Genomic DNA, 25,183 nt, shown 5'->3' with positions numbered 1-25,183 from the left:
CCGCGCCGCTCAACCCACTCCAATCCATTCAAGCCAACCAGGAACGCATCATGACAACAGACACCATCGAACCGATTCACGCCTGCCTCGTCCTCACCAACGCCGAGGAACAGTATTCGCTGTGGCCCGAGGGCATCGAGGTACCGGCCGGCTGGTCGGCCGTGCACCGCGCCGAATCGCGCGAAGCGGCCATCGACTACGTGGAAGCGCACTGGACGGACATGCGGCCGGCGAGCCTGCGCACGTGAGGCCCGATCGCCGTCGGCGCGGGAGGCCTCGTGCCGGGTGAGCCCGCCGCCCGCCCCGCGCCGGCACGCATGACGGACGGCCCCATCGCCGGGACGCTGTTCGCCCTGTTCCTGCCGATCCTGTCCGGCAACCTGCTGCAGACGCTGGGCAGCTCGGTCAACGCGATGTGGGTCGGCCGCATGCTGGGCGATACGGCGCTGGCGGCTGCGGCCAATGGGAATGCCGTCATCGCATTTGTCGTCGCGATGGTAATGGGCATCGGTACGGCGGCATCCATCCTGATCGGGCAGAGCCTCGGGGCGAAAGACATCGCCCGGGCCAAGCGTGTCGTCGGTACCGGCGCCACGTTCTTTGTCGGGCTGGCGGTGCTGATCGCGCTCGCCGGGGCGGTGCTGGCCGGGCCCATCGCGGCGCGCCTGCAAACCCCGCCCGATGTGCTGCCGCTGGCCGTGGCCTACCTGCGCGTCCAGTTCCTGGCGATGCCGCTGCAGGCCGCCTACATCTTCCTGGCGATCCTGCTGCGCAGCACCGGCGACAGCAAGACGCCGCTGCGCTTCCAGGTCGTCAGCGTGGGGCTCGATATCGCGCTCAACCCGCTGCTGATCGCGGGCGGGGGGCCGCTTCCCGCGCTCGGCATCGCGGGCTCCGCCACCGCCACCCTGGTGGCGCAGGGCATCGGCCTGACGGCGCTGGCCCGGCGCCTCTACCGCACCCGGCACCTGCTCTGCCTGCGCGCCGACGAAGTGCATCTGCTGCGCCCCGACCGGGGCATCCTCGGGGCCCTGGTCGCCAAGGGCCTGCCGATGGGGCTCCACATGGCGGTGGTGTCGATGGCGGCGGTCATGATGATGTCGCTGGTCAACCGCTTCGGCGCCCAGTTGTCGGCGGCGTATGGCGCCTGCCTGCAGCTGTGGAACTACATCCAGCTGCCGGTGCTGGCGATGGGCATGGCGGTCACGCCCATGGCGGCGCAGAACCTCGGCGCGCGCCGGCTGGACCGGGTCGGGCGGATCGCGCGCACCGGCATCGCGCTCAACATCGCGATGGCCGGCGGCATGGTGCTGGTGCTGCAGTGCTTCAGCCGCGCGGTGCTCGGCCTGTTCCTGCCGGCCCAGCCGGAGACCCTGCAGGCTGCGCAGCACATCAACGCGATGGTGGCGTGGGCCTTCGTTCCGGTCGGCGTCACGTTCGTGCTGGGGAGCGTCATCCGCGCGTCGGGCACGGCGATCCCGCCGCTGGTGATCCTGTTCCTCGCCCTGTGGTGCATCCGGCAGCCGGCCGCTGTGCTGCTGATGGACGCCTGGGGCGCGGATGCGCTGTGGCTGAGCTTCGGCCTGGGCTCGGTCTCGTCCATGCTGATGTCGCTGGCCTATTACCGCTGGGCCGGCTGGCGCGCGGCGTTCATGCCGACGGACGCGCCGGCGGCGGAACGTGCCGCCGAGCGGCCCCGGGAAGATCAGGGCGCGGCGCGTTGCTGAGGTGCCGCCTCGTCTTGCCGATCGGCGGGATGCCAGGCACGGATCTCGGGCACCACGCGCACGGCGCTGTCCGCAGGGTCCAGGCGCAAGTACAGCGCGGCGCAGTAGCCGGCCGGCACGGCGATCGGCCATTCCGCCCAGGCGCTGCCGCCCGCGCGCCGGACCTGCCCGCCGCCGGCCTCATCCTCATCCAATGCGGCCGGATCGAGCACGGGCTCCCTGAGCCCATCGGCCAGCCCGATGCCGAGCGCCTTCACGTAGGCCTCCTTGCGGACCCACAGGCGGAAAAAACCGTGCCGCGCCGCAACCGCGTCGAGGCCGGCCAGACGGCGGCACTCCGGCTCGGCGAACACCGATGCGGCCAGCCCGTGAACATCGACGGTATCGACCACGCGCTCGACATCGACGCCCACCGCGCCCAGGCGGGAGACCGCGATCAGCGCCAGCCCATGGGTGTGCGACAGGCTGAACTCGAGACCGCTGGCCGCGAACGCGCGCGGCAGCGATGGCTTGCCGCGCGGGCCGACCTCGAACGCGTGCCCGAAGCCGTCGAGCCCCAGATGGCCCGCCAGGACCTGCCTGAGCGCGTAGTGGCTCACGACATAGGACACCCGGTCCCGCTCGAAGTGAAACGCCTCGGCACGCTGCCGCTCGCTGGCCGGCAGCTGCGCCAGAAAGCGCGGCACCGCATCGGCGTATTCCTGACTGCGCACCGTCCAGACACACAACATGTTCCGTTCCTCGATCCTGCCGCGACAGCGCTCGCGGCGCGCGAGCGGCAGGGTAAACCAAACCATCCCGTGCCGCCATGAACGGCGGCACGCATGCCATCCGCCACGGACCCGGCACGCGCCGGGCCCGCGAAGCGGCGCGCGGTTACTTCAGGTACGGCGCCAGCACCGACATCTGCGGCTTGTCCACGCCGTTCGACGGCTCGATCGAGTACATGTAGCCGCCCCACCACGGACCGCCCGCCCACCACGCCCAGCCGGTCCAGACATCGGCATTGTTCTTCATGAAGGTGAGCATGTTGCCGACGGCCTGGTTGCAAGTGTCATTGGAGGCCGCGCCGAACTCGCCCAGGAAGCCGCGATAGCCGTTGCTGCGCAGCCAGTTGGTGAAGTCCTGCAGCCGCTCGGCGCCGATGGTGGCGCTCACGCAGCTGGCCGACTGGCCGGACGAATCGCCGTCCAGGTACTGGTGCACCTCGAAGACGAGGTTGCGGCCCGGGTCATTGATGCCCTTCATGACGGTGCCGTTCGGCGTGCCGTACCAGTTCTGGTTCCAGCTGTGCGCGCCCGTCCAGGCGTTGCCGGGCACGAACACCACGTTGCTCGCATTGGCCGAGCGGATCGCGGCCAGCGCGGCGTTGGCGCCGGACAGCCACTGCTCGGTCGGCATCGAATTGGGCTCGTTCATCAGCCCGAAGATGACGCGGGCATTGCCCTTGAACTGGGTGGCCACGCGCCGCCAGAAATCGGCGTACGCGCTGTTGGGCACCGCGCTCGAGCCGATCACGTTGCCGTAGTAGCGCGCGTAGTTGTGCGGATCGAGCAGCACCGTCTGGCCAGCCGCCGTCACGGCGTTGACGAACCCGGTCAGGCGCGACAGCTCGTTCGCGTCGAGCGCCTGGTTGAGCGTGGGCTGCAGCCGCTCCCAGCGGAACGGCAGGCGCACGAGGTTCATGCCCTTGTTCTTGTAGTAGGTCGCGCTGTCGGCGGACGGATAGATGTAGTTGCTCCCGTAGGTGCCCGGCAGGCTGCCCTCCCCGAACTCGGCGCCGGCCAGGCTGACGCCGCGCCACAGCAGGGTGCCCGTGCCCTGCGCCACCTGGCATACCTTGGCGACACCGGCCGCCGGATCCTTGCCAAAGAAGGCGGCGGTGCACTGGCCTGTGCCGGACATGCTCTTCGCCACCCACGCGCTGCCGGCGCCATAGCGCACCGTGCGCGTGCCGCTCACCGTGAACGCCGCGCTGTCCTTGGCGACGGTGAGCCACAACGGCGAGATCGAGGTGGTGGCGGCCGTCTTCAGGGTCGTGGTGTCGGTAGCGGCCGCCGTGCTGAGGGCGGTGTCACCGTCGCCGCCGCCGCAACCGGCGAGCATGAGGGCCGCCATCGAAGCGGCAACCAGCGGCATACATCGGTGCATGCGATTTGCGGCTGCAATTCGGAATCTGGATTTCATGACGAAATGGAAAAATGGAGAAATCGATAGGGATGGAAATGACAGGTGAATGACTTTCACTCTGGATAAAAATTACAAATCGGCCGGATTTGCCTGATTCATCTTGGAAATTCAATCACCCGATTGCAAGCAAAAAATAAAAGCTGTCAACCCCAAGCCAGTACAGGGTTTTGAGTAAAGTTGAGAGTACGGAAGGCGAGTGGAAATAATCTGAGCATCCGAATTGCACCGCGCATATCGCCTCGCCAATCGCCATTTGCAGCGCAACGGTGCATTTGAATTGAAGGCGGCACGGGATCATGCGATCCGCGCGGCGATCGGCACACGCTTGCCCGCTGCCGCCCACCGAACAGGAACCCCGAATGATGAAACGACCTCTCGTCGCGATGACGCTCACGGCGGCCATGCTGGCCTGCCCGCTGGCCCTGGCCAGGGCCTACACGCCGCCCTGCGCGACCGATGCCGCCGGCCACTTCACCGATGCGATCGCGTGCTACCGGCACCAGACCGAAGCGCAGGCGCTGCAATACGCGATGACGGGCACCGCCCGCGTCGCCGACGTCGAGCAGCGCACCTACCGGCTGGCGTCGCAATCCTGGTCGCCCGAGCGGCTGGTGCAGCCGGAGGAGTGGCTGCACGATGTGACGATCTACATCCCCGACGAGGTCGCGCACCGCCGCGCCCTGCTGGTCGTCAACAACGGCACGCGGCGCAAGAAGGACGGCACCGGCCCGATCGCCTCCACGGACCTGACGCCCGAAGCGCTGGCCGGCGTCGCCCGGGCCACCCGCACGGCCATCGTCTCGGTGAGCGACGTGCCGAACCAGAGCCTCGTCTACGCAGACGACGGCGGCAGCCGCGCCGAAGACGAGAGCGTCGCGCACAGCTGGTCGCTGTTCATGAACGCACCGCAGCAACGCGCCTCGATGCCGCTGCAGGTGCCGATGGTGGCCGCGGCCTCCCGCGCCATGACGCTCGCGGAGCGCGAGCTGGCGCCGTACCAGATCCACCGCTTCGTCGTGACCGGCGCCTCCAAGCGCGCCTGGGCCGGCTGGCTCACCGCCATCGCCGACCCCCGCGCCGATGCCGTGGTCGCCTTCGCCGCCGATGTGCTCGGCACACACGACACCCTCAAGAACATGTACCGCTCATACGGCGGCAACTGGCCCATCGCCTTCGCGCCGTTCTATGCCGAGGGCATCGACAAGCGGATCGACACGCCGGAATTCGCGTCATTGACCGACATCATCGATCCGCTGGCCTACCGCCAGACACGCTACGGCGCGCGCCTGGCGATCCCCAAGTACATCGTCAACGCCAGCGGCGACGACTTCTTCGTGCCGGACAACGCCGCGCTCTACTACGACAGGCTCCCCGGCCGCAAGGCGCTGCGCATGGTGCCCAACGCCGCCCACCGCGACATCCGCAGTGCCATCGTCGGCTCGTTGACGCCCTTCCTCAACCGCTTCCAGGCCGACGCCAGCCTGCCGCGCCTCGACGCGCGGCTGCGCAACACGGGGGCGGATGCGGCCATCGTGCTGCACGCCTCGGAGCCGCCGCAGAAGCTGCTGCTGTGGAGCGCCACCAACCCGAACGCGCGGGACTTCCGCTATGCCTGCGGCGTGCGGTACACCTCGACGCCCATCGACGTGCCGGCCGCCGGCGCGATCCGCGTGCCCGTGAGCCAGCCCGAGGCGGGCTGGTCGGCGTACTTCGTGGAAGCGACATTCGCCGATGGATTCGTGGCCACGAGCCAGGCCTATGTGCTCGGCAAGCAGGCCTACCCGACGGTCGCGCCGCCGGCGAACGGGCCGGCGTGCCAAACGCTGCCGGGGCGGATGCCGGCCTCCTGACATCCGGCTCGCACAGCGGGCAGGCCACCCCAGGCGGCCTGCTCGCCATCGGCCGGCGTGATTACCCGGAAGCCGGCAGCTTGACGCGCGCAAACAGCTGGCCGAGCAGCTCCATGCCGATGGGGCCGCGGTGTACCTTCGCCTCCGGGTAACCCAGCGCACGCATCACCGCCTCCCAGCGCGGGCCCAGGTTCTTTTCCCAGTCGGTCTTCAGGTGGACCGCGGCGAAGTCGCCGGACGGCATCGTGCCGAGCATGTCAGCCGTCACGGGTTCGCGCGTATGGATGTGCACGACCCACGGCGCCACCTGCTGGCCATTGGAAAGCGGCTTGAGCGCAATGCGCATCTCGAACAAGGTGCCCAGGCGGTCATTCGGCCTCTCGGCCGGAAGCCGGGCCGGCTGGCCGACGGACCGGATCGGGTTCTCCTTTGCGTTCAATAACCGCTTGAGGTGAGGTGCTCTCGGACACGCGTCGCGCTTGAGCAGATCGGCCTCCATGGTATCCAGCCGACGCTCGATCCGCTCCAGCGCCTTGATCCGGCCGGTCAACTGCCCGACACGGACATCCTGCGAGGACAGCGCCGCCACGGCCTCGCGCAAGAGGCCGCGCTTCCCGACGTCGCCGAGCCAGTCCTGTACCACGGCGCGCAGATAATCGGCGGTGATCGCAGCGTCGCGCCTGGGGTCCGCCAATTCGCGCTGCAGCGTGCGGGTATCCCTGCCGAGCGACTGGGCAATCCGGATGAGGTCGCCGTCGAACTGCGCCAGGGTCTTCCGGTCGACCGGATACCGCCTCAAGAGCCCGTCGGCCGTCTTCTGCGTGTCGGTGCGCTTATCCACGGAGACCGGCCGCGGTGCCGGCACGGCCCCAGCGATGGCACCGGGCTGTTTGCCCGGCTTGCCGTGCTTGCGCTGCGAACTGCCGGACGGTTGAGCCGGTTCGGCAGGCGGCGGCGGTTCGGCCACCCGCAGCGGCGGCGGCTCGACGCGCGCGGGCCGCACGTTGCCGGCTGCCCGACACAGCGCCTCCAAGCCTTCCTGGTAACCGGCGATCGAGTGGGCAATGTCCATCATGCACTGCCACAGGCCGTCGGCATCGTTCATTTCGATCATGGTGGCAGCGTCCAGGCACATGTCATGGCCGACCTGGTCGAGCTGACGCCCGTAGTCCTGCAACACCTCGTGATGCTTGAGCAGCGCCTGGAGGGTCGGGCGATCTGCGGACTGGACACCCGGCCGCCTCCGCTTCCAGCTGTCGTCCGCTTCCGCCTCCAGCGCGGAACTTGCCGCTGCCACCTCCTCGCGCCGATGGCGGAGGGCTTGCCGCAGCTCACCAACCCGCGCGACTACGCCCGGCAATCCCTTCCACTCGGCCAGCATCAACAGCCAGCCGACGCGGTCCGAAATGATGATGCCGTGGGCCGTCTGCATGGCGGTCCGGCAAAACGATTGCTGGACGGTGACAGCCGGCATGATCGGCTGCAGCCCGGCTCGCACCGCCGCTGGCGATTCGGAGGACTTGAAGCGCTTCATGACCTCGTCCAGCGCATCGCGGACCTGCCTGAGGTCATCGAGCCAGCGCGGCAACTGCTCGAAATCCGGCCCCGGATCCTCTTCCTCTGCCGGGCCGGATTCCGTTTCCGCCGTATCGGCTTGCACTGCCCGCAGCTGAGCCCACTCTGCCCTGAGCATGCGATCGCGCACATCCAGCACCACGTCGGACGCCTTCGTCAGCACGGTCAACAGCATGACTTCCTTTTGGTTGGCATCGCTGTCCGTCGCCCTGCCTTGCATTTTCAGCGCCGAGAGTGCATCCAGACCTGTCCAGACCGCCTTCATGACCGGGCTCGCGTATTGCACCTCTTCCTCCGGGCTCCACGCCCTGCCCCGCGGGTCCTGTTCGGCAACGACCAACTGTTTCCAGACGTCGATGCGTTTCAGCGCCTTGTTCAGCACGTCGCCGGGGTCGGCCGGCGCCGCGGGCAACACGGCGCGTCGTGAAAAGCTGCCCGCAGTATCGGTGGAGACACTCGCCGCCGGCGCCTTGGCCAGATCCGCCAAAGCCGCGGGCCGGACCGCCTGGTGTCCGCCCACCGGAGGGCTCACGGCCCGGTCGGGGTCGATGGGAGTTGGTGGGGCAGCCGACGGCGCCGGTGCCCGGATATTGCGTTCGTCGATACGTCCTTTCAACACGATGTCGGCCTCGATGCCCGCGCGCACGGATTGCCCGGCGCTCCGGCGATGGAGTTGGCGCGGCCGGCAACGGCCTGTCGGTCAACGTGCCGCATGACGCAGCCCGCGCGTAGAAGAAGAACGTCCGACTATGCCGACCTCGCCACGAGGCACGCCGACTGACGGCGAATTGGGGAGGCCCCGTGCGAACGCGGTGGAAAAACCGCGACACGCACACGTGTGATCGCTAAGAGCCCGTTTGAAAATTGCACGATACGGTCAAGAGGCAACCGTCCCGAGCCCATTTTGCACAGAAATTAAGCAGGCCAGATGCCTGAATTTGGCTTTCTCAGCGTTGTCGAGCCTGTTTTCGCTGGCATCTGGGAATTTCCAAACGGGCTCTAAGGATGGAGATGGGAGTGGGAAGCCGTGCCGGCCTCCCCAGATCAAGGCGCGATGACCGCGCGCAAGAAGCCGCCAGCCCGGCACGCCGCCCGGCCAGCGCATCACATCCCTGTCGGAATGACGGCGTTACTTCAGATCGCACCGCATGCACAGCGCCGACGAGCGCTCCGCATTGCGGAACGTCGCCGATGCGCGCACTTCGGCCGGTGCCTTGTCGGCGGGAAACAGCGAGAAGCCCCAGCGGGCAAAGTAGGACGGCGCGCTCGTCGACAGGAGATACGCCTCACGCGCTCCCGCGCCATGCGCCCGCAGCAGCAGCGTCTCAATCAACCGGCTGGCGATGCCCCGGTCGCGACACACCGGATCGACGGCCACCGAGCGGACGACGATGGATTTCCCACCCTGCTCCATGGCGGCGCACCCGATGACACGCCCTTTTTCCAGCGCGATCTGAAACGCATCGATGATGTCGTGGATATCGTCCGCCGGGAGTCCGCAACGCCGCAGGAGCGCGGCAACTTCGTTGCAATCGGCGCGGGACGCCTGACGCAATTGAACGTCTTCGGTGATCTGCATGTTTAACCCTGTCTCCTGATGGCGTGCTCGCCGGGCATGTGAAGCCCGCGGCACGCTTACTGTTTTTCAAGGCTATGCTTGCCTTTGTCGTCACATTTCCCGATGTTGGGGCACACCGGAAATGCGACAGCCTAGACTAGCATCGAATGACGACAAGCAATAAAAACCCACTGCCGGATACGGTAATCGCACCGATAATCGAATCGGCGCAAATGGACCACGCAAACGAATTCGCCGCCGGTTTGCGGCACAGAATCAAAATCGGCTTACCGCGCAATCAGGGCTTCCCCTTGCCCCAGGCCGAGCGCCCGGCCCATGCCATTCCCCCAAGCTTTGCCGGCCTTTTTCACTGGCCAGGCCGTAGAAATATCGCTGTGGACGCCAAAACACAATAGGCGATCCGCATGATGGAAACTTGCGGCCCACTTACCCATGCATCGGCCATCCGGCTTGTTGACGGAAGACTGCCTGCCTATATTTCCGCTGCTGCTTTAAACGGTTATTACAACCGCACCAGCAATAATCGTTCGCCGGATCTGTCCCGAATGGGCACGACCCCGATCCATGGCGCTGCCGTTCCATACCCGCGCAATGCCATCGCATTCCATCAGTTGCACATCTCTATCAAACAAAAAAAGCCTGACACCAGGCATCCTTTTGACCGGAAAAATAACGATGCAATCCAAAACCCTGTACTTGAAAGCCACCGCATTGCTGGGAGGCTGCACCGTGTTTGCCGCAACGGCGCTCGCCGTGACAAGCACCGCCACCCGCCCTCAGCTCAGCAGTGCCGACGCGCGCACCTACACCATCGCGAAATACCTGGCGAGCTTCGGGACGATCGGCTCGCTGACCACGGACAACTGGGACCCCACCGGCGGCGTCGGCGCGGTGAGCGGCTTCCGGGCCAACTACGCGGTCGCCGCGGACGGAACGGCGCAGTACAAGACGGTACAGGCCGCGATCGACGCGGCAGTCAACGCCGGCGGCGTGGCGCGCAGGTACATCAGCGTAAAGGCCGGCATCTACAACGAACTGGTCTGCGTGCCCGAGTCGGCGCCGCCGATCACGCTGTATGGCCTCGATGCGAACGCCGGCAACACGCAGATCGTCTACAACAACGCGAACCCGACGCCCGCCTCGGGCGCCAAGACAAACCCCTGCATGGGCACCAGCAGCAATGCCACGGTCGGCACGCTGCGCAGCGCCACCGCCATGGTGCGGGCATCGGACTTCCACGCCCGCAACCTGACCTTCAAGAACAGCTACGTGGAAGGCACCTATGCCGACAACAACCAGTCCGCGGTAGCGCTTGCCGTGCGCGGCGACAAGGCCATCCTCGAAAACGTCTCGGTCATCGGCAACCAGGACACGCTGTTTGTCGGCGCCACGAGCACCACCACGGTGATCCGCGCCTACTTCAAGAACAGCTTCATCCAGGGCGATACGGATTTCATCTTTGGTGCCGGCACCGCCGTCTTCCATGGCTGCACGATCCAGTACACCGCGGCACGCCTGGGCGCCAAGGCCGCCAGCTACATCTTTGCGCCGAGCACGGCCCCGGGCAATCCGTACGGGTTCCTCGCCATCAACAGCACCTTCAACGCCACCGGCAATCCGCCGAACAACAGCCTGCACCTGGGGCGCGCGTGGGATCAGAGCGTGAGCGGCACCTCGGCCTACATCAACGGCAGCTCGCCCAATGGGCAGGTGGTGATCCGCGATTCGTCGCTGGGCGCGCTGATCCGGCTGGCCGATCCGTGGGGCCCATCGACGGCGGGGCGGCCCTACTGTTCGGCCAACTGCGCGTATTCGGCGAATCGGTTCTTTGAGTACAACAACACGGGGGCGGGTAGCGGCAACTGAGTGAGGCGACGATAGCCGGGCCGGGATGGGCGGGCCGCGTCTGCCCGTTCCGCCCGAAGGCCCGATGGCGGCACCGGGCCTGCAGCGGCTGCGTCTCCCCGCGCAATCGGGCGGGCGTGCCGGTCAGCCCGGCGCGCCATCCGATTCGCCCGATTCGCTTGCGCTGCGCGTTCATTCGGACGAGCCTTGCGCCACCTCGGCGCCAATGCACGGCATCGCTTCCACGAACACCGCCTTTCCCCCGGAAGATCAGGCCCGCTTTTTCGCCAGACGCGCGGGACGCTCTCCCGTCGGTGCGCGCCTCGCCTCCTGATGCATCCGCTCCAGCACGCGCTTGGCCCGACCCGCGCAGTCCTCGCCGGCGGCGCTGGCCTCCATCTCTTTGATCAGCGCGACGAGGTGGCGCTTGTTCTGCGCCAGGCGCTGCTCCAGCAACGCGATCTCGCTGACCTTGCGCCGCAGGGCCTGGAGGAGTTCGTCGTGCGGCCAGTTGCCCTGATCCGGCGGCAGCAGCGCCCGGATTTCCTCCAGCGAAAACCCCGTGTCTTGCGCACGCAGGATGATCTCCAGCCGGGTCAGCGTCTGCGGGGCATATTCGCGGTAGCCGTTGGCTTGCCGCTGCGCGGGCTGGAGCAGGCCGTTCGCTTCGTAAAACCGGATGCGCGAGGCAGCCACGCCGCTCATCCGGGCCAGTTCACCGATTTTCATGCGCAGGCTCCACCGCTTGACATTGAAGTTGACTTTAAGCTTAAGGTTTGGCCATCGTCAACCGAGGATGGCCCCATGAAGCTGTTCACGCCCCTTGCCCTGCCCAACGGCGCGGTGATCCCCAACCGTCTGGCCAAAGCGGCCATGGAAGAGAACATGGCGGATGCGGACCACGCGCCGTCCGAGGCGCTCCTGCGCCTGTACGGGGCATGGGCCAAGGGCATGGCCGGCCTGATCCTGACGGGCAACGTCATGGTGGATCACCGTGCCATGACCGGGCCGAACGGCGTGGTCCTGGAAGACGGCACCCACCTCGACCGCTTCCGGCGCTGGGCGCGGATCGCGCGGGCCCATGGCGCGCATGCGTGGATGCAGATCAACCACCCCGGGCGGCAGATGCCCGCGGCACTCGGCCAGACCACCCTGGCGCCATCCGCCGTTGCGCTGGAGCTGGGGGCGCTGTCCAGGCAGTTCCCCGTGCCGAAGGCCATGACGGAAGCGGACATCGCCGACGTGCTGCAGCGCTTCACGCGCACCGCGCAGCTGGCCGAGCAAAGCGGCTTTACCGGGGTGCAGATCCACGCCGCCCATGGCTACCTGCTGAGCCAGTTCCTGTCGCCGATCACCAACCAGCGGCGGGACCCATGGGGCGGCAGCATCGAGAACCGCGCACGCCTGCTGCTCGAGATCGTCCGGTCGGTGCGCGGCGCTGTGTCGCCCGGGTTCGCGGTCTCGGTCAAGCTGAACTCGGCCGACTTCCAGCGCGGCGGCTTCAGCCCCGACGATGCCAAGCGCGTGATCGAGATGCTCAATCCGCTCGGCGTCGATCTGGTGGAGCTGTCGGGCGGAAGCTACGAAGCCCCGGCGATGCAGGGACACGCCCGCGACGGCCGCACGCTCGCCCGTGAGGCGTATTTCCTGGAGTTCGCCCAGGACATTGCGGCGGCCGCGCGCATGCCCTTGATGGTCACCGGCGGCATCCGCCGGCGCGCCGTGGCCGAGCAGGTGGTCGACAGCGGCATCGCCATGGCCGGCATCGCCACGGCGCTGTCCATCGACCCGAACCTGCCGCGCGATTGGCACGCGGGCAAGGACAGCGCACCGGCGTTGCGCCCGATCACCTGGAAGAACAAGGTACTGGGCGCCCTGGCCAACATGGCGGTCGTCAAGTTCCAGCTCAAGCGGCTCAGCGAGGGGCGTGTCACCGACCCGCGGGTCTCGCCGCTCAGGGCGCTGGTATTGCAGCAACTGGCGACGACCTGCCAGACGCGGCGCTATCGGCGACGGATGGCGCAGCGCGCCGCCCGCTAGCGCCTTGCCGCGAGGCGTCCGCGCCGCGCCGATCGCGCTGGCGTGGCACCACGTTCCCACGCGCGGCCGCCCGCATTCCCGTCGCCGCGCCGGGGCCATGACGATGGTCCAGGGAGCCCTGCCCGTGGCCGGGATCGGTGCAACAATGAAGCCGTCGATGCCCTGTGCGGCGCATCCTGGATCCTGGAGGCGGACATGCTGGCGACCCGGCGGGAACCGGTTGGAACCGCGGCGAAGCGGCGGCCCGGCTCGGGGCCGGCCCTGTCCTTCGCATCGGCGCTGGTGGGTGCCGCGCTCCTCATCGCCATGGGTTCGGCACCGGCGCAGCCGCCGTCGTTCGACACGTTCGCCGTGCCCGCCGGCAGCGCGCCGCACGATGTCGCGCCGGCGCCCGACGGCACCGTGTGGTACACCGCGCAGGCACAGGGTGCAGCCGGACGGCTGGACCCGCGAAGCGGCAAGGCCGACCGGGTCCCGCTCGGCGCGGGGTCGGCGCCGCATGGCGTGATCATCGGTCCCGACCAGGCGGCATGGATCACGGACGGCGGCCAGAACGCGATCGTGCGCGTCGACCCGAAGACGCTTGCCGTCACGCGCTTTCCGCTGCCGAAAGACCGGCCGAACGCCAATCTCAACACCGCCGTCTTCGACAAACGTGGACACCTGTGGTTTACCGGGCAAAGCGGCATCTACGGCGAGCTCGACCCGGCCCGCGCCAGCCTGCGCGTCTTCGATGCGCCGCGCGGGCCCGGGCCCTACGGCATCTGCGTGACGCCCGACGGCAGCCTGTACTTCGCGTCGCTGGCCGGCAGCTATCTCGGCCGCATCGATCCGGCGAGCGGCGCGGCGCAGGTCATCGAGCCGCCCACGCCGCATCAGGGTGCCCGCCGCGTATGGTCCGATCCGCAAGGGCGCGTCTGGATCAGCGAGTGGAACGCCGGACAAGTCGGCATGTTCGATCCGGCAACGCATCAATGGCGCGAATGGCGGCTGCCCGGCTCGAATCCGCATGCCTATGCGATCTTCGTCGACGACCGGGGCATCGTCTGGCTCAGTGAATGGAGCGCCAACGCGCTGGTGCGCTTCGACCCGCGCACCGAGCAGTTCGACGTGCTGCCGCTGCCGCGCCCGCACGCGAACGTACGCCAGATGATGGGCCGTCCGGGAGAAGTCTGGCTGTCCGAGTCCGGCACCGACCATCTGTTGCGCTACCGGTCTCGCGCGGCAAATGCCGGCGGCAACTGACGGCGCGCTGAGGTCACGCTGTCCGGCGATGCCTTGCCCAGGGCTCATGGCGTGCCGCATGAGCGTCCGAATGTCGCGTGTTGCGCCGACACCATCGGTGACCTGGCAAGATTCGTGCATACCTAGGGAAAACCCTAGATTTCTGCCATACTTTTGCCCAGAACCGGGTGATCCGCACAAAACCGCACCAATTCAGTGCGGACAGCACCCCAGAACACGCAACACCGCTTCCCCATGTCGATTTCCATCAGCCTCCCCCGCGCCCCGAAACTTCCCGCGCCCCTGCTCTACGCGCTCAGGCTGGTGCGCGACCCGCACCGGCGTTATCGCTACGCGCGCTACATCCATGGGACGCGGGTCGGCCTGGGCGTCCTGCTGTCCATCGCGGTGACGTCGGGCCTGGGCTGGCCGCACGGAGAATGGGCCACCATCTCGTTGCTGATCGTCATCGCCGGGCTGCAGCACCACGGCAACATCCGCAAGCGCGCCGCCGAACGCGCCTGGGGCACGCTGATCGGCGCGCTGGCCGGCCTGCTGCTGATCGTCCAGCAGACCTATCTGGGCCATCCGCCGCTGACCTACGCGCTGATGGGCATCGCCTGCGGCATCTGCGCCTACCATGCGATCGGCAAGGGCGGCTATATCGCGCTGCTGGCGGCCATCACGCTGGTCATCGTCGTTGGGCACGGCGACAACGATCTGCTCGACGGCGCCTGGCGCACGCTCAACGTTCTGGTCGGGATTGCGATTGCGCTGCTGTTCTCGTTTGCCCTACCGCTGTATGCCACCTACTCGTGGCGCTACAGGCTGGCCGATGCGCTGCGCGAATGCGCCAAGGTCTACGCCAGCCTCTCGAAGGCGGGCGCCACCGCGGGCAGCGAGCCGCTCAAGCACCTCAACAGGCTGAATGCGCTGCTGGTTCAGCTGCGCTCGCTGATGCCTTCGGTGTCCAAGGAAATCGAGGTGCCCATTGAGCGGCTCGAACGCATCCAGCACAGCCTGCGCATCTGCATCAGCACGCTGGAGCTGCTCGGCACGGCACGCGCATCGGCGGATGCGCCCGCCGCCCGCGCGACGGCCGATATCCTGTCCGCCCAGGAAGATCGGCGGATCCGCGACACGCTGATCGGCATCTCCCGGGCGCTCAGGTTCGGCACGGTGGCGCGCCTGGCGCACAGTCGCGCGGCGGACGCCGAACCGGCCGCCAGCCTGCCCGGCCAGCTGACCGCAGAAAGCGCCCTGGCGCTGCGCTTCGCGAGCGAAGTCGAGCAGCTTCGCAGCGAATTCCTGGCGACGGCGCCGCGGTGGAACATCGGCTGACCGCCGCGCCACGCAGGTTGCGCAGGGCGGCATCCCGGCGGACGTCGCGCCTCGGCGCGCCCGCCGGCATGCTCGCGGCTCACACGTCGACCGCCACCAGCATCGCCATGCGGCGCTCGCGCGCGGCGACCCATGTGCCCGCCGCCCCACACATTGCGATGATCGCGATGCCGGCCACCGACCAGCCATCCGGCACATGCGAGAACACCAGCCAGCCGCCGATCATGGCAAAGCCGATCTGCATGTAGAGGTAGGGCGTCAGCATCGCCACCGGCGCGCGCGTGTAGGCCATGATCAGCAAGGCATGGCCCGATGAGCTCACGATGCCGATCAGGATCAGCAGCCACCACCACTTCCCGCCAAGCGCCTGCCAGCCGAACGGAAGCATGCAGGTCAGGAGCAATGCGCCGACGGCACCGGTGTAGAACTGGGTCGTCCCCGCTTCGTCCACGTTGGCCAGCCGGCTGGTGACGACCTGGAAGGCGGCATTCGCCACCACCATGCCCAGCGGCAGCAGCATGCCCCAGTCGAATGCCGCGCCGCCCGGGCGGATCACCATCAACGCCCCGAAGAAGCCGCCCGCCATGAAGATCCAGCGCGTGGCGGACACCTGCTCGCCCAGCGACACGGCCGCGACGAACGTGACCACCAGCGGCGTCAGCATCACGATGGCCGTCACGTCCCCCACCGGCATCCGCCGCAGGCTCAGGAACGAGAACAGGCTGACCAGCAACAGCAGCAGCCCGCGCACCACCTGCAGCCACGGCCGGCGCGTGCGCAGCAGCGAACGCCCCCGGCTGGGCAGCAGCGTGGCGCCTGTGGCGACCATCTGGAACAGGTAGCGGAACCAGAGCGCCATGACGACCGGCACCGTGGTGCTGATGTATTTGGTGAGCGTGTCGAAGACAGCAAAGAAAGCGACTGCGGCAATCAGGAATGCGATCCCCTGCTGGGGGTGTTGGGAGCGGGTCAAGATGGTCGATTCGAAGGTCCGGCTGGCGCGATTCGCCAAGGGCATGCGCGAGCGCAAAGGGGGCGTGGCGTGCTGTGCGATGCATCATACCGGACGGCCTCAATCCGACAGCGCACCGCGCGAAGGGCGATGCAGGAGCGCGACAACGGCCCCCTCTGTGCGGTCCCGAAGCGGATGAGCCAACACCACGGCACCATCCCACATCTGCATCGCGATCCGTGACACCCGGCGATCGCGCCCGCCAGCGCCGCGGGCACCACGCATGTCCGAATCCGTGGCGTGGCGTTGACATCGGACGACCCCGTGACTATCAACGGTGAGTAACCATCGGTGGCGCACAACGCGCCCTTGTCGAGAAACATTCAATCCGGCAAATGGGGGAATTCCCAGTTGCCTGGGCGTGGCCGGCACCATAAAAAAGCCGTGCGGTACGGTAAAGCGCGTGACGCAACCACCGCTGCTAGAGGGGCAATCGTGGCATCGGGATATCTTGAAGTGCAGCCGGGCTTACTGCTGAGCCTGTCCCCGGGACGCCGGACCTATCGCATGGCGCGGGCCGTTGCCCTGGTGTCCTTGCTGGTCTTCATCTCGATGGTGCCGTTTGCCAAGGTGCGGCTGGCGCAGCTTCCGTCGTTCATCCCGACCTACGAATCGGCGCTCATTCTCAATGACCTGATGACCTCCGCCCTGCTGTTCGGCCAGTTCGCCATCACGCGTTCGCGCGCCATGCTGGCGCTGGCGAGCGGCTACCTGTTCACGGCAACCGCCGCGATCGGGCACCTGCTGTCGTTCCCCGGGCTGTTTGCACCCGGGGGCCTGCTCGGTGCGGGGCCGCAGAGCACGGCCTGGATCTACATGTTCTGGCATGCGGGCTTTCCGCTGTTCGTGATGGCCTATGCCGTGCTCAAAGTGCGGGAAGACCGGGAACCGGACCGCTTCGCCGCCGGCACGCTCAAGCGGCGGACAACCGTGCTCATCATCCCCGCCGTGCTGGGCGCGGCGGGCGCATGCGTCGCACTGGCCACGGCGGGCCAGGACTGGCTGCCCGCGATCATGGTGGCGAATCGCTATACGTCGATCATGTGGATGGTGGCCGGGGCGACATGGTGCTTTTGCGTGGTGGCCCTGGCCGTGCTGTGGCGCAGCAAGCCGCATCTCACCCTCGATATCTGGCTGATGGTGGTGCTGTGCGTCTGGATCTGCGATGTCGCGCTCAGTGCCGTATTCAACGGCGGACGCTACGACCTCGGCTTCTACGCCGGACGCATTTTCGGGCTGATGGGGGCGAGCTTCATTCTGTTGCTGCTGCTGATCGAGAACAGTGTCCTGCACTCGCGGCTGGCCGCCGCGCGCACCGAACTCAAACGGCTCGCCGCCAACGACCCGCTCACCGGCATCGCCAGCCGGCACACCTTCGAATCCGGCCTGAGCGAGGCCTGGCAGCGCGGCGCGCATGCCGGATCGCCGCTGTCATCGCTGATGATCGAGATCGATGGCTTCAAGGATTTCAACGACCGATACGGCCAGTTCCAGGGTGACCAATGCCTGATCGCGGTCGCGCAATGTCTGGCCAAGCACGTCCGGCGCGATGGCGATCTGGTTGCCCGCCATGGGAGCGGGACCTTCGCGATGCTGCTGCAGGATACCGATCTGCCGGCGGCCGAGAAGATCGCTCAGCGCCTGCGCGAGGCGGTCGCGGCGCTGGCCATTCCGCATGTGAGATCGGCGGTGGCTGGCCATGTCACCGTCAGTGTTGGGGTGGCGAGCGGGTGGGGGCAGGAGGGGGTGTTGCCGCAGGTTCTCATCAAGGCGGCGGATGGGGCGTTGGATGAGGCTCGGGGGGGTGGAGGGGATGGGGTTGTGGGGGTGGTGGTGCGGCGGCGGTTGGTGCGGGGGGTTGTGACGGCGTAGGGTGGAGGCGGTTGCCTGGCGTAACGCGCTCTACGGCGATCTGCTTGTGCGTGGGAGCGCGTCCCCAACGTTGGGATTACGCGTGGCCAATGCGTACACGCCAACTGCGTCGAGAAACCTAGCTTGTGGCTGTTGATCTGACATTTCCAGCGCAGGACCTTGGGCTCGAAGTGCCGGGACAGCTTCAAAGACCCCTCATGAGGGCTGGTGAATGACAGCAGTGATAGAAACTTGAGTGTTGCACCGGACAGTAGCGTAGGGAATTTCGTCCCGCCTGTGCTTATACGAAAATGGGGGGAGTTAGGTCGTCAGTTAGGGGGCTTTCACTGTGTCCTCGCTGAGCGGCTGCTATCGACTGCCCCATTACGGCCATTCGCTTTATGCTGACCAATGTCTGAAATGCAGCGGTTGCGGTCGGCCTCGGCTGGAGCTTGAAGTCACCGTCTCTGCCACATTGCCGACATCGGGTCAGTGACTATCGTTCTTGCTCAACCACCGCTCATGCAAGCCCAGCCAACGTTGGCAGTAGCGTCACTGGATCAGATCGAGCACATTTGCCTTGCGCTCAGCGCTATGCACGCGTCGCTGCGAATCGGGCTGCACAAGTAGCCGCTGATCAGAATGGCGGGCAGTCTAGCGACCCCGTTGTGGCCATAACCGGGTCCCTTCACGGGCCAGCTCACCAATGCCGCTCAGCTCCGCAATGCGCCGAATCCGTGCCTCGTCGTTGGTTGCATAGCCAATTGGCACGCACACCGATTCGCTCAGCGCAACCATCACCGAAACAACGGCAACCCGCTCAGCGATGAGGACCACCTCAAGTGCAGTTGGCACCTTCTTTGTTGGCGCGCGGACACCCATGTCGAAGACTCGCGTGAACGTCTTTGACAAAGTGTCGGTCACTGAGGCCGGCGAGATCACGACGGACGAGAGCGTCCCTCCTTTGGTCCGCGCCCTGATGACGCCGCGCAGCGCTTCGAGGGTCGCCGGTAGATCCTCCGTTGCCCCCCACAGCGAACCGCCGGGCCTGAGCCACCAAGTCTGCCAATGATGGTCCCCACTGAAGTCGAACGGCGCATCCTCAAGCAGTGAAGTAATGGCTCGTCGGTTTCGTTCAACGTAGGGGTAGCCCACCAGCGGAACCGTGCCGTCCGAGGTGCTGCTCATCTCCTGCTGAAACCAGCGGGCCAAGTCGAAGTACCCCTCAGCCCGGAACCACTGCGACCAATCCTGGTGATTGAACATACGAGCGAACTCGTTGGAGGAAGCTTGGCTCGGATTGACGTGGTCCAGCTTTCTCAGCTCGATGGACATCGCCTCTGTGAGTTGCTTTCCTCGCCCCCTTGAGTCGGTCTCGCGCAGATTTAAGTGTGACTCGAGCCTGGGCGCACCTTGCAAGGTCAGCCGCTCGCTACCGCCAATCTGGACAAAACTGTAGCGGCCAGCGTGCACATCAAGGATGGAGTAAAGGCTCCACTGGTCCGCCTTCTGATCGTTGCGGGCGATGCGCAAGTAATCCCGGAAATTATCGTAGAACGCCACGCGAGCCTCCGCCTCGTCGATCTGCTGACGCAGCGGAAGTGGAATGAGGTGCTGGACGTTGCGCAGTCCTCGGCCGCTCACCATGTGCTTGGTCACCAGATCGAACCAGACGTCTGCGTTCAACGGCTCTGCAACCGTGATGGTCGGCGCGTCTTCGGTAGAAGTTCGAAACATCTCCTTCGCCGAGGGGTGCAAGCTAAGGTTGTCGCCATCCAACGTGACCAAGCTGCGCGACTGGAGATCAGAGACGGCGATGCCCAGGTCCCGACCTTCAAAGCCGAAGAAGCGCGCCAGCCTATCCGCTGAGATGGACTTCACCACGAGAAGAGTTTTCAGGATGAACTCATCCACCATGGGCAACCGACGCTCCTTCGTCCTCTCAGCCGCGATTACGAACTGACGGCAAGGAAGGTTGAATCCGAACGTGTTCGTCTCGAAAGTGTTGTTCTCGTCCATGTTTATCCAACCTCCGATGCCTTGAGGAACGTGGCGTGGCCAGGATTGCTCTTCATGTACTCGAAGACCCTGCGCATGGGTGACCTCGGACCAACCCTACGCCCCCACATTTCCGCATCTCCGACAACGATGAGTCGTTCCTGGGCACGCGAAACGGCCACGTTGCAGCGGTTCGGGACCTCCACGTGTCCCGGCAACCCCTTCGGATTGCTGCGCACCAGGGAGAGGATGACGATGGCGTTCTCCTTGCCTTGGTAGGAGTCAATCGTGTCGATACGCACCAAGCGCTTGAACTTCAGATCGAACGGATGGCGCGACCACGCCAGCTCAATCTGACGCTTCTGCCCTGCATACATGCAAATGACACCGATTGGCGTCTCATCGTCAAGCTTCGTCAGCGCCGAGACCAAGGCCTTGTCCGCCGCTAGCGTCTCCAGCACCGCTATGACTGCGTCAACTTCGCTGCGGTTGTGGATAGTGGTCTCACCCTCAGGACGGTATTCGGAGTTCATGTGCTCGCTACTAGCATCGACCCAGACGAGCGGCTTGGACAACCACGGCACCCCAAAGTCGGTCGACTGCAGTACCGACTTTCGCGCCGCAGAGGTCACCAGCCGGATGCCGCTCTCCTCGTAGAAGCATTCCGAAACCATGTCGCAGATCGCGCCGTCCATCCGGTACTGTTCTGTCAACCGCACGCCAATGGACTGGCCATAGGTCGACGTAAAGGCGCGCTCGAAATCGCTGCGCGCGAGTTCCTCGAACGAGACGTCCGGCTCAACCTCCTTGAGGTCGCTGAGCATTTGGTCGTCCATCATTGGCAGCAGCTGCAGGTGGTCGCCCACCAACAGAACGCGCTTGGCCATCTGGATGGGCACCGCCAACTCGCCAGGCGTGCACCGGGCAGCTTCGTCAACGATGACCCAGTCGAACACCTGCGTCTCGATCTTGATACGCGTCTGCCCGACACCGACGCAAGTCGCCGATACAACGCTGCGCGTTTTGGCCAAGAACTCTTCGAAGTTCCGCCCGGGGGACCCCAGCGAAGCCAGCCAGTCATTGGTAAGCTTCAATGCACGCTGAGCCGAGCTGGCATCCGCCGGGGAGACGTTCGGATGCTTCAGGTGCAGCGCGTAGACCAACTGGTCGTAAGCCTGAAGGGGCGACACGCCGTCCGTTTCCTGCCCTGCCACAGACTTGAACGCGGCCTTGAAAGCATCCTCGACTCTTGCTCGCTGCACGCGGTTGCGCTCGCGATCAACGACCAGTTGTTGCCCCTCGTCCTCATCCAGGGCCTCCTGTACTGTGCTCAAGCGCCGCGCGAGGGTTCCGACCTGCTTGTCCAGGTCGAACAGCTCAGCCGCGAACGCTCGGTCCACGCCCAGCGCCTTGATGAGCTGGCCAAATCGGTTCTTGGCGGCTGCATCGAACTTGACCCGGTAGCTTTCCCGCAGCTCGGACGTGTGGAAGGGTCGGATGCGGTCGGTGATACCCTTGGAGCCAATGCGCAGGAGGCTCGGCCGCGTCTCACCGCGTTCCTTGTGCAGGCGCAGCAACGACTCGATCGCATTGTTGACAGCCTCATGCGACTGGCTGGCAATGAGGACACGCTGGCCGCCTCCCTTGGAGATGAGCCAGTGCACGAAGGATGCGATGAACCTTGTCTTGCCGGTGCCAGGCGGCCCTTGAAGCAGGCCAACCGGTCCGGAAGAAAGCAGATGCCGGAACGCGTGTTGCTGGCCAGCATTGAGCCCATAGGCTGCAAGCTGCGCGTCGTCGATAGAAAGGTCGAAAGACTTCGGTGGGACGCTCTTGTGCGGATCGAAGTACTCCACTAGGTCGCCTATAACCGAACGGCCGTCCAGGATGCGACGGACAGCCCGCGATCGCCGTTCCATCGAAGTCTGCTCTCGACGCTCCGCCAGACGAAGGCGGTCTCCATCCGAGATGTTTCCGCGCTCGCACACAATCCCGATGGCACTCGGGAGCGAGCTCGCAGACAGGTCGACGTAACCAATCTTGCGGTTGCCGACGAAGACGTCGATGGAGTCCTCCTCATCGAAGTCAAAGTCCCTTCCCAGGTTCTCGTAGGCCAGCACGAGCGTCTGACCCTTTTGAGCCAGGATCTCGGTGACAGCGATCTCGACGCGAGACTCCTCTTCGATTTCGAGCAGCTTCGTCCAGTGCCATGTCACCTCGAACTGCGTCGGAGGCACTGGTTGATCCTCCTCGACAGGAAGGACGATGAATCTCTCGTGGCCGCAAAGGTAGGCGTAGAGCTCCTCAAAGCCGCCGATGCCGCCCTCTTGAACCGTCACCCTAATAGGGAGATCGCTGTGCGCCGAGCGGGACTCGCGCTCGAGAGTCGCGAAGAAGGTCTGCCTGAAGTAGTACTGCTGCAGTTCGATCCCAGTGCCCTTCAAGACCAACTGAGCCTTTTCGGTCGTGAGTTCAAAGGTGACCACACCGGACTGCTCGATGTAGTGCCTCACATACAGCTTGTCCACCTGGGAGAAGCCGTGCGTGGGGCGTTCGGTCTTCAGATGGAACTCGATCACCTCAGCGGCCGTCAGCGCCTCCACCGCCTGTGACACCTTGGCCAGCGCATACTGAAGCGATTCGATAACCGGCTTCTTCAGCTCGACGTCGAGCTCAGACTGAAGCGCCTGCGCGGCACAGCCTGGATCCAGTGCAAGCAGCATCTGAGCCGCCTTCAAGGCGGCATAGCGGTCGATTGCTGCCTGCGGCAGGAGCTCCCAGTTGTCAGGCAGCATCGACGGTGTTCTTGCTGTTCCGTCGCCAACCTGCGAAATATCAAACGGGTCAATAAGGCAGACGGTTCGATCGTCGACGCTCACCAGCACATTGGAAGGTGAAATGTCTCCATGCTCGCAGCCGCGCTCGTGTAGCGAGCTGACCGTGCGCAACAGATCGGCGGCGAGTTCCAACCCTGTGTTCTCGGGAAGTGACTTCAGCTCCGCCAAAGGTGTTCCGCCGCTTCGTTCATATACAACGAAGGCCCCCACCGGGGAAAGACCTCTCGCAATGAACCGCGGTAGTCCCTTGAGCGGGGCGTCAATCAGCTGATCAACGCTCAACAGCAGTTTCAGCAGCGCGCAATCACTCTGTGTGGAACGGCCGCGCACCAACGACATCCAGACCTTGACCATAACGGTTTCGGCCCCGTTGATGTACTCGTAAACTTGCTTCTGGCCTGATGACGAGACGACAGCCGAAACCGGCCACCGCGCATACGGGACGTCAGTGGTCTCAAACCTATCCAGCAAGGTCGGGTCGAATCCATCAGCTGGCCCCGCCTCGACAACGACCGCAAACGCATCCATGAGCTCTGCCGCGCTCGCATATCGCGATAATGGGTCAGCGGAGAGCCCTCTGCGCACCCAGTCGCCCAGGTTCTTAAGCTCCGGCGGTAGCGCCGCGACGGTTGCCTCGATATCCGAGGCTTTTCGCACCCCGCCAGTGAGCACCTGGGCGGCCAGGTAAGCGCAGCAGTAGACGTCCCTCTGCCGACCAGTACTGGGATTGCCACTGGCGTCTTCTGGCAGGAACCCTGCGTAGCCGTGCAGGTCTTGCAGCCAGTCCATCACCGTCGTCTTGTCCGGCAGTTGGCAGGACATGAAGCCAGTCAGCGCCAGGTCGCTGTGCCCCCCCACCCAAATCGCCCGAGGACCGAGGTCCCGATGGGTCACGTTGGCCCGGTGAAGCTCAGCAACGATGCTCAGCAGGCTCATGACGATGGTGATGCGGTCCAAAACACTCAGCGCATCCGTGTTGCGCACGATGTATTGGTCAAGCGGATACCAGCCTGGCGCAATCTGGCGAACTTCAAAGTGCTCGGTCGATACCTCCTCGTCGGGGGTGGCCACCTCTCGAAGCACGCGCTGACGGCTGATGAGTTCGCTGCCGATGTCCTGAAGGTAGGCGAACGCGTTGGTCTCGCGCATCGCCACGACCTTGCGCGTCTCAGAGCTATTGAGGCCAACCGGCAAATTGTTGAACGACCAAGTTCGCACCATTGCCTTCAAGCGCTTCTCGTCGCTTCGCTCGGCCAGGTGGTCGCGCCAGACTTGCTTCGGGTGCACGAAGATGTCTTTCTCTGTGACCGTGTAGCCTGCCCAATCCGACTCGAGCCGCTGAAAGAGCTGCGTGTTGTTGAAGACCTTGTCGAACTCCGCCTCGAGACTGCATGCCTTGGTGAGCGACACCTTGCCGCGCTTTACATACAAATGGCGCTTGGCTGGATCCCCGATGGCGATCGCCTCCGCCAGGGTCAAGCATCGCGCCTGCTCGTCCGGATGAAGGTTCGCCGCATTGGCACTGCCCGTGAAGACGACGCGCGAGTCCACATAGAACGCACCGGCTAGCGAACTCTGCCCTTGAATAACGGACTTGAGCTTCTTGGCCTTCTCATCGACAAGGACAACGGCAGATCGCTTGCGCGGCGCCCCGTTGACGAACCAGCGGTCACCTTTGTAGGTCAGCTTGCCATTCCAGTCCTTGATCTCAAGGAGGAGGATGAGGTCGTCCATGACCACGACCGCATCAATCTCCATTGGAGACTGATTGCGCGGGAAGCAGTTAAGGGAGACGTAAAGCAGCCAGTTCGACGGAAATGCCTTAGATAAAGCATCAATGCCCTTGATCTCGCGAGGCATGATGCCAGCGCTGTTGAGATATCTGACCTTGCAGGCCATTGCTTCTCCCTGAATTGACGTTCGCTCGATCGACGAACTACCCACAATGCTTATACACGCTGCGCGCGGTGAGCGAGAGATATCCCGGTAGATGGAGCGTCGGCGTGCCACAGACTCTCGGCAATGGCTTCCACCGTCAGCAAGGCACCCACCAACGAGACCTAACGTAGCATGCCGCCATTTGGCCTTACAGAGAGTCTGATGCGGGTTGGGCA

General features: G+C 65.4%; 17 protein-coding genes. 9 read left to right on the top strand and 8 right to left on the bottom strand.

Annotation, left to right across the window (positions count from 1 at the left end; translation table 11 throughout):
* Nucleotides 1-50: 50 nt before the first annotated feature.
* Nucleotides 51-248: an MbtH family protein gene (locus GO999_RS22855; protein WP_011003480.1), complete on the top strand. Its 198-nt coding sequence runs from the start codon at nt 51-53 to the stop codon at nt 246-248.
* 69 nt (nt 249-317) lie between these two features.
* Nucleotides 318-1,727, top strand: coding sequence for an MATE family efflux transporter (locus GO999_RS22850; RefSeq protein ID WP_249215091.1), 1,410 nt, complete (start codon nt 318-320; stop codon nt 1,725-1,727).
* On the opposite strand, the gene GO999_RS22845 is transcribed toward GO999_RS22850, so the two are convergent.
* The gene (locus tag GO999_RS22845; protein WP_211906919.1) at nt 1,706-2,458 is read right to left on the bottom strand and encodes a 4'-phosphopantetheinyl transferase family protein; all 753 of its coding nucleotides are present in this window, start codon (nt 2,456-2,458) and stop codon (nt 1,706-1,708) included. The two genes, GO999_RS22850 and GO999_RS22845, sit on opposite strands and share 22 nt — an antisense overlap.
* Nucleotides 2,459-2,603: 145 nt before the next feature.
* The gene (locus GO999_RS22840; RefSeq protein ID WP_173651677.1) at nt 2,604-3,866 is read right to left on the bottom strand and encodes a glycoside hydrolase family 5 protein; all 1,263 of its coding nucleotides are present in this window, start codon (nt 3,864-3,866) and stop codon (nt 2,604-2,606) included.
* Nucleotides 3,867-4,276: 410 nt separating this feature from the next.
* On the opposite strand from GO999_RS22840, the gene GO999_RS22835 reads away from it, so the two are divergent.
* Complete coding sequence (locus GO999_RS22835) at nt 4,277-5,767, top strand: PhoPQ-activated pathogenicity-related family protein (RefSeq protein WP_020829541.1); 1,491 nt, start codon at nt 4,277-4,279, stop codon at nt 5,765-5,767.
* 61 nt (nt 5,768-5,828) lie between these two features.
* On the opposite strand, the gene xopP is transcribed toward GO999_RS22835, so the two are convergent.
* Together xopP and GO999_RS22825 are read right to left on the bottom strand one after the other, a co-directional pair.
* Nucleotides 5,829-7,988 carry a type III secretion system effector XopP gene (xopP, locus tag GO999_RS22830; RefSeq protein WP_211906918.1) on the bottom strand — a complete coding sequence of 720 codons (2,160 nt, stop codon included), beginning with the start codon at nt 7,986-7,988 and terminating at the stop codon, nt 5,829-5,831.
* 483 nt (nt 7,989-8,471) lie between these two features.
* Nucleotides 8,472-8,921: a GNAT family N-acetyltransferase gene (locus tag GO999_RS22825; RefSeq protein ID WP_081350338.1), complete on the bottom strand. Its 450-nt coding sequence runs from the start codon at nt 8,919-8,921 to the stop codon at nt 8,472-8,474.
* Between the two features lie 146 nt (nt 8,922-9,067).
* Between GO999_RS22825 and GO999_RS22820 the strand changes: the two genes are divergently transcribed.
* Entirely contained in the window at nt 9,068-9,316 is a 249-nt protein-coding gene (locus tag GO999_RS22820; RefSeq protein WP_143012794.1) for a hypothetical protein, read from the top strand.
* Nucleotides 9,317-9,596: 280 nt separating this feature from the next.
* Entirely contained in the window at nt 9,597-10,787 is a 1,191-nt protein-coding gene (locus tag GO999_RS22815; protein WP_043876793.1) for a putative acyl-CoA thioester hydrolase, read from the top strand.
* A gap of 249 nt (nt 10,788-11,036) precedes the next feature.
* Here GO999_RS22815 and GO999_RS22810 read toward each other — a convergent pair whose 3' ends face one another.
* The gene (locus GO999_RS22810; RefSeq protein ID WP_011003453.1) at nt 11,037-11,495 is read right to left on the bottom strand and encodes a MerR family transcriptional regulator; all 459 of its coding nucleotides are present in this window, start codon (nt 11,493-11,495) and stop codon (nt 11,037-11,039) included.
* A gap of 75 nt (nt 11,496-11,570) precedes the next feature.
* Between GO999_RS22810 and GO999_RS22805 the strand changes: the two genes are divergently transcribed.
* From GO999_RS22805 to GO999_RS22795, 3 genes are all read left to right on the top strand, one after another.
* A complete protein-coding gene (locus tag GO999_RS22805) occupies nt 11,571-12,806 on the top strand; it encodes an NADH:flavin oxidoreductase/NADH oxidase family protein (RefSeq protein ID WP_211906917.1) in 1,236 nt (411 codons plus the stop codon).
* A 195-nt stretch (nt 12,807-13,001) separates the two neighbouring features.
* The gene (locus GO999_RS22800; RefSeq protein ID WP_043897990.1) at nt 13,002-14,051 is read left to right on the top strand and encodes a Vgb family protein; all 1,050 of its coding nucleotides are present in this window, start codon (nt 13,002-13,004) and stop codon (nt 14,049-14,051) included.
* Nucleotides 14,052-14,285: 234 nt separating this feature from the next.
* On the top strand, nt 14,286-15,371 hold the full coding sequence (locus GO999_RS22795; protein ID WP_011003450.1) for an FUSC family protein: 1,086 nt from the start codon (nt 14,286-14,288) through the stop codon (nt 15,369-15,371).
* A gap of 79 nt (nt 15,372-15,450) precedes the next feature.
* Here GO999_RS22795 and GO999_RS22790 read toward each other — a convergent pair whose 3' ends face one another.
* Entirely contained in the window at nt 15,451-16,389 is a 939-nt protein-coding gene (locus tag GO999_RS22790) for a DMT family transporter (protein WP_019719062.1), read from the bottom strand.
* Nucleotides 16,390-16,890: 501 nt separating this feature from the next.
* Here GO999_RS22790 and GO999_RS22785 point away from each other — a divergent pair.
* Nucleotides 16,891-18,255, top strand: coding sequence for a GGDEF domain-containing protein (locus GO999_RS22785; protein ID WP_249215090.1), 1,365 nt, complete (start codon nt 16,891-16,893; stop codon nt 18,253-18,255).
* Between the two features lie 633 nt (nt 18,256-18,888).
* On the opposite strand, the gene GO999_RS22780 is transcribed toward GO999_RS22785, so the two are convergent.
* Together GO999_RS22780 and GO999_RS22775 are read right to left on the bottom strand one after the other, a co-directional pair.
* Entirely contained in the window at nt 18,889-20,253 is a 1,365-nt protein-coding gene (locus GO999_RS22780; protein WP_211906915.1) for a hypothetical protein, read from the bottom strand.
* A gap of 2 nt (nt 20,254-20,255) precedes the next feature.
* Complete coding sequence (locus GO999_RS22775; protein WP_211906914.1) at nt 20,256-24,968, bottom strand: AAA domain-containing protein; 4,713 nt, start codon at nt 24,966-24,968, stop codon at nt 20,256-20,258.
* Nucleotides 24,969-25,183 lie beyond the last annotated feature (215 nt).

Origin of the sequence: Ralstonia nicotianae (assembly GCF_018243235.1) — a bacterium.
Classification (GTDB): Bacteria; Pseudomonadota; Gammaproteobacteria; order Burkholderiales; family Burkholderiaceae; genus Ralstonia; species Ralstonia nicotianae.
Note: the sequence above shows the minus strand (reverse complement) of the source record. Positions and strands in the feature narration are given on the sequence as shown.

Excerpts from the sequence above, each read along its gene's own strand:
- GO999_RS22855 (WP_011003480.1), top strand. The coding sequence starts at position 51 with ATGACAACAGACACCATCGAACCGATTCACGCCTGCCTCGTCCTCACC.
- GO999_RS22850 (WP_249215091.1), top strand. The coding sequence starts at position 318 with ATGACGGACGGCCCCATCGCCGGGACGCTGTTCGCCCTGTTCCTGCCG.
- GO999_RS22845 (WP_211906919.1), bottom strand. The coding sequence starts at position 2,458 with ATGTTGTGTGTCTGGACGGTGCGCAGTCAGGAATACGCCGATGCGGTG.
- GO999_RS22840 (WP_173651677.1), bottom strand. The coding sequence starts at position 3,866 with ATGCCGCTGGTTGCCGCTTCGATGGCGGCCCTCATGCTCGCCGGTTGC.
- GO999_RS22835 (WP_020829541.1), top strand. The coding sequence starts at position 4,277 with ATGATGAAACGACCTCTCGTCGCGATGACGCTCACGGCGGCCATGCTG.
- GO999_RS22825 (WP_081350338.1), bottom strand. The coding sequence starts at position 8,921 with ATGCAGATCACCGAAGACGTTCAATTGCGTCAGGCGTCCCGCGCCGAT.
- GO999_RS22820 (WP_143012794.1), top strand. The coding sequence starts at position 9,068 with ATGACGACAAGCAATAAAAACCCACTGCCGGATACGGTAATCGCACCG.
- GO999_RS22815 (WP_043876793.1), top strand. The coding sequence starts at position 9,597 with ATGCAATCCAAAACCCTGTACTTGAAAGCCACCGCATTGCTGGGAGGC.
- GO999_RS22810 (WP_011003453.1), bottom strand. The coding sequence starts at position 11,495 with ATGAAAATCGGTGAACTGGCCCGGATGAGCGGCGTGGCTGCCTCGCGC.
- GO999_RS22805 (WP_211906917.1), top strand. The coding sequence starts at position 11,571 with ATGAAGCTGTTCACGCCCCTTGCCCTGCCCAACGGCGCGGTGATCCCC.
- GO999_RS22800 (WP_043897990.1), top strand. The coding sequence starts at position 13,002 with ATGCTGGCGACCCGGCGGGAACCGGTTGGAACCGCGGCGAAGCGGCGG.
- GO999_RS22795 (WP_011003450.1), top strand. The coding sequence starts at position 14,286 with ATGTCGATTTCCATCAGCCTCCCCCGCGCCCCGAAACTTCCCGCGCCC.
- GO999_RS22790 (WP_019719062.1), bottom strand. The coding sequence starts at position 16,389 with ATGCCCTTGGCGAATCGCGCCAGCCGGACCTTCGAATCGACCATCTTG.
- GO999_RS22785 (WP_249215090.1), top strand. The coding sequence starts at position 16,891 with ATGGCGCGGGCCGTTGCCCTGGTGTCCTTGCTGGTCTTCATCTCGATG.
- GO999_RS22780 (WP_211906915.1), bottom strand. The coding sequence starts at position 20,253 with ATGGACGAGAACAACACTTTCGAGACGAACACGTTCGGATTCAACCTT.
- GO999_RS22775 (WP_211906914.1), bottom strand. The coding sequence starts at position 24,968 with ATGGCCTGCAAGGTCAGATATCTCAACAGCGCTGGCATCATGCCTCGC.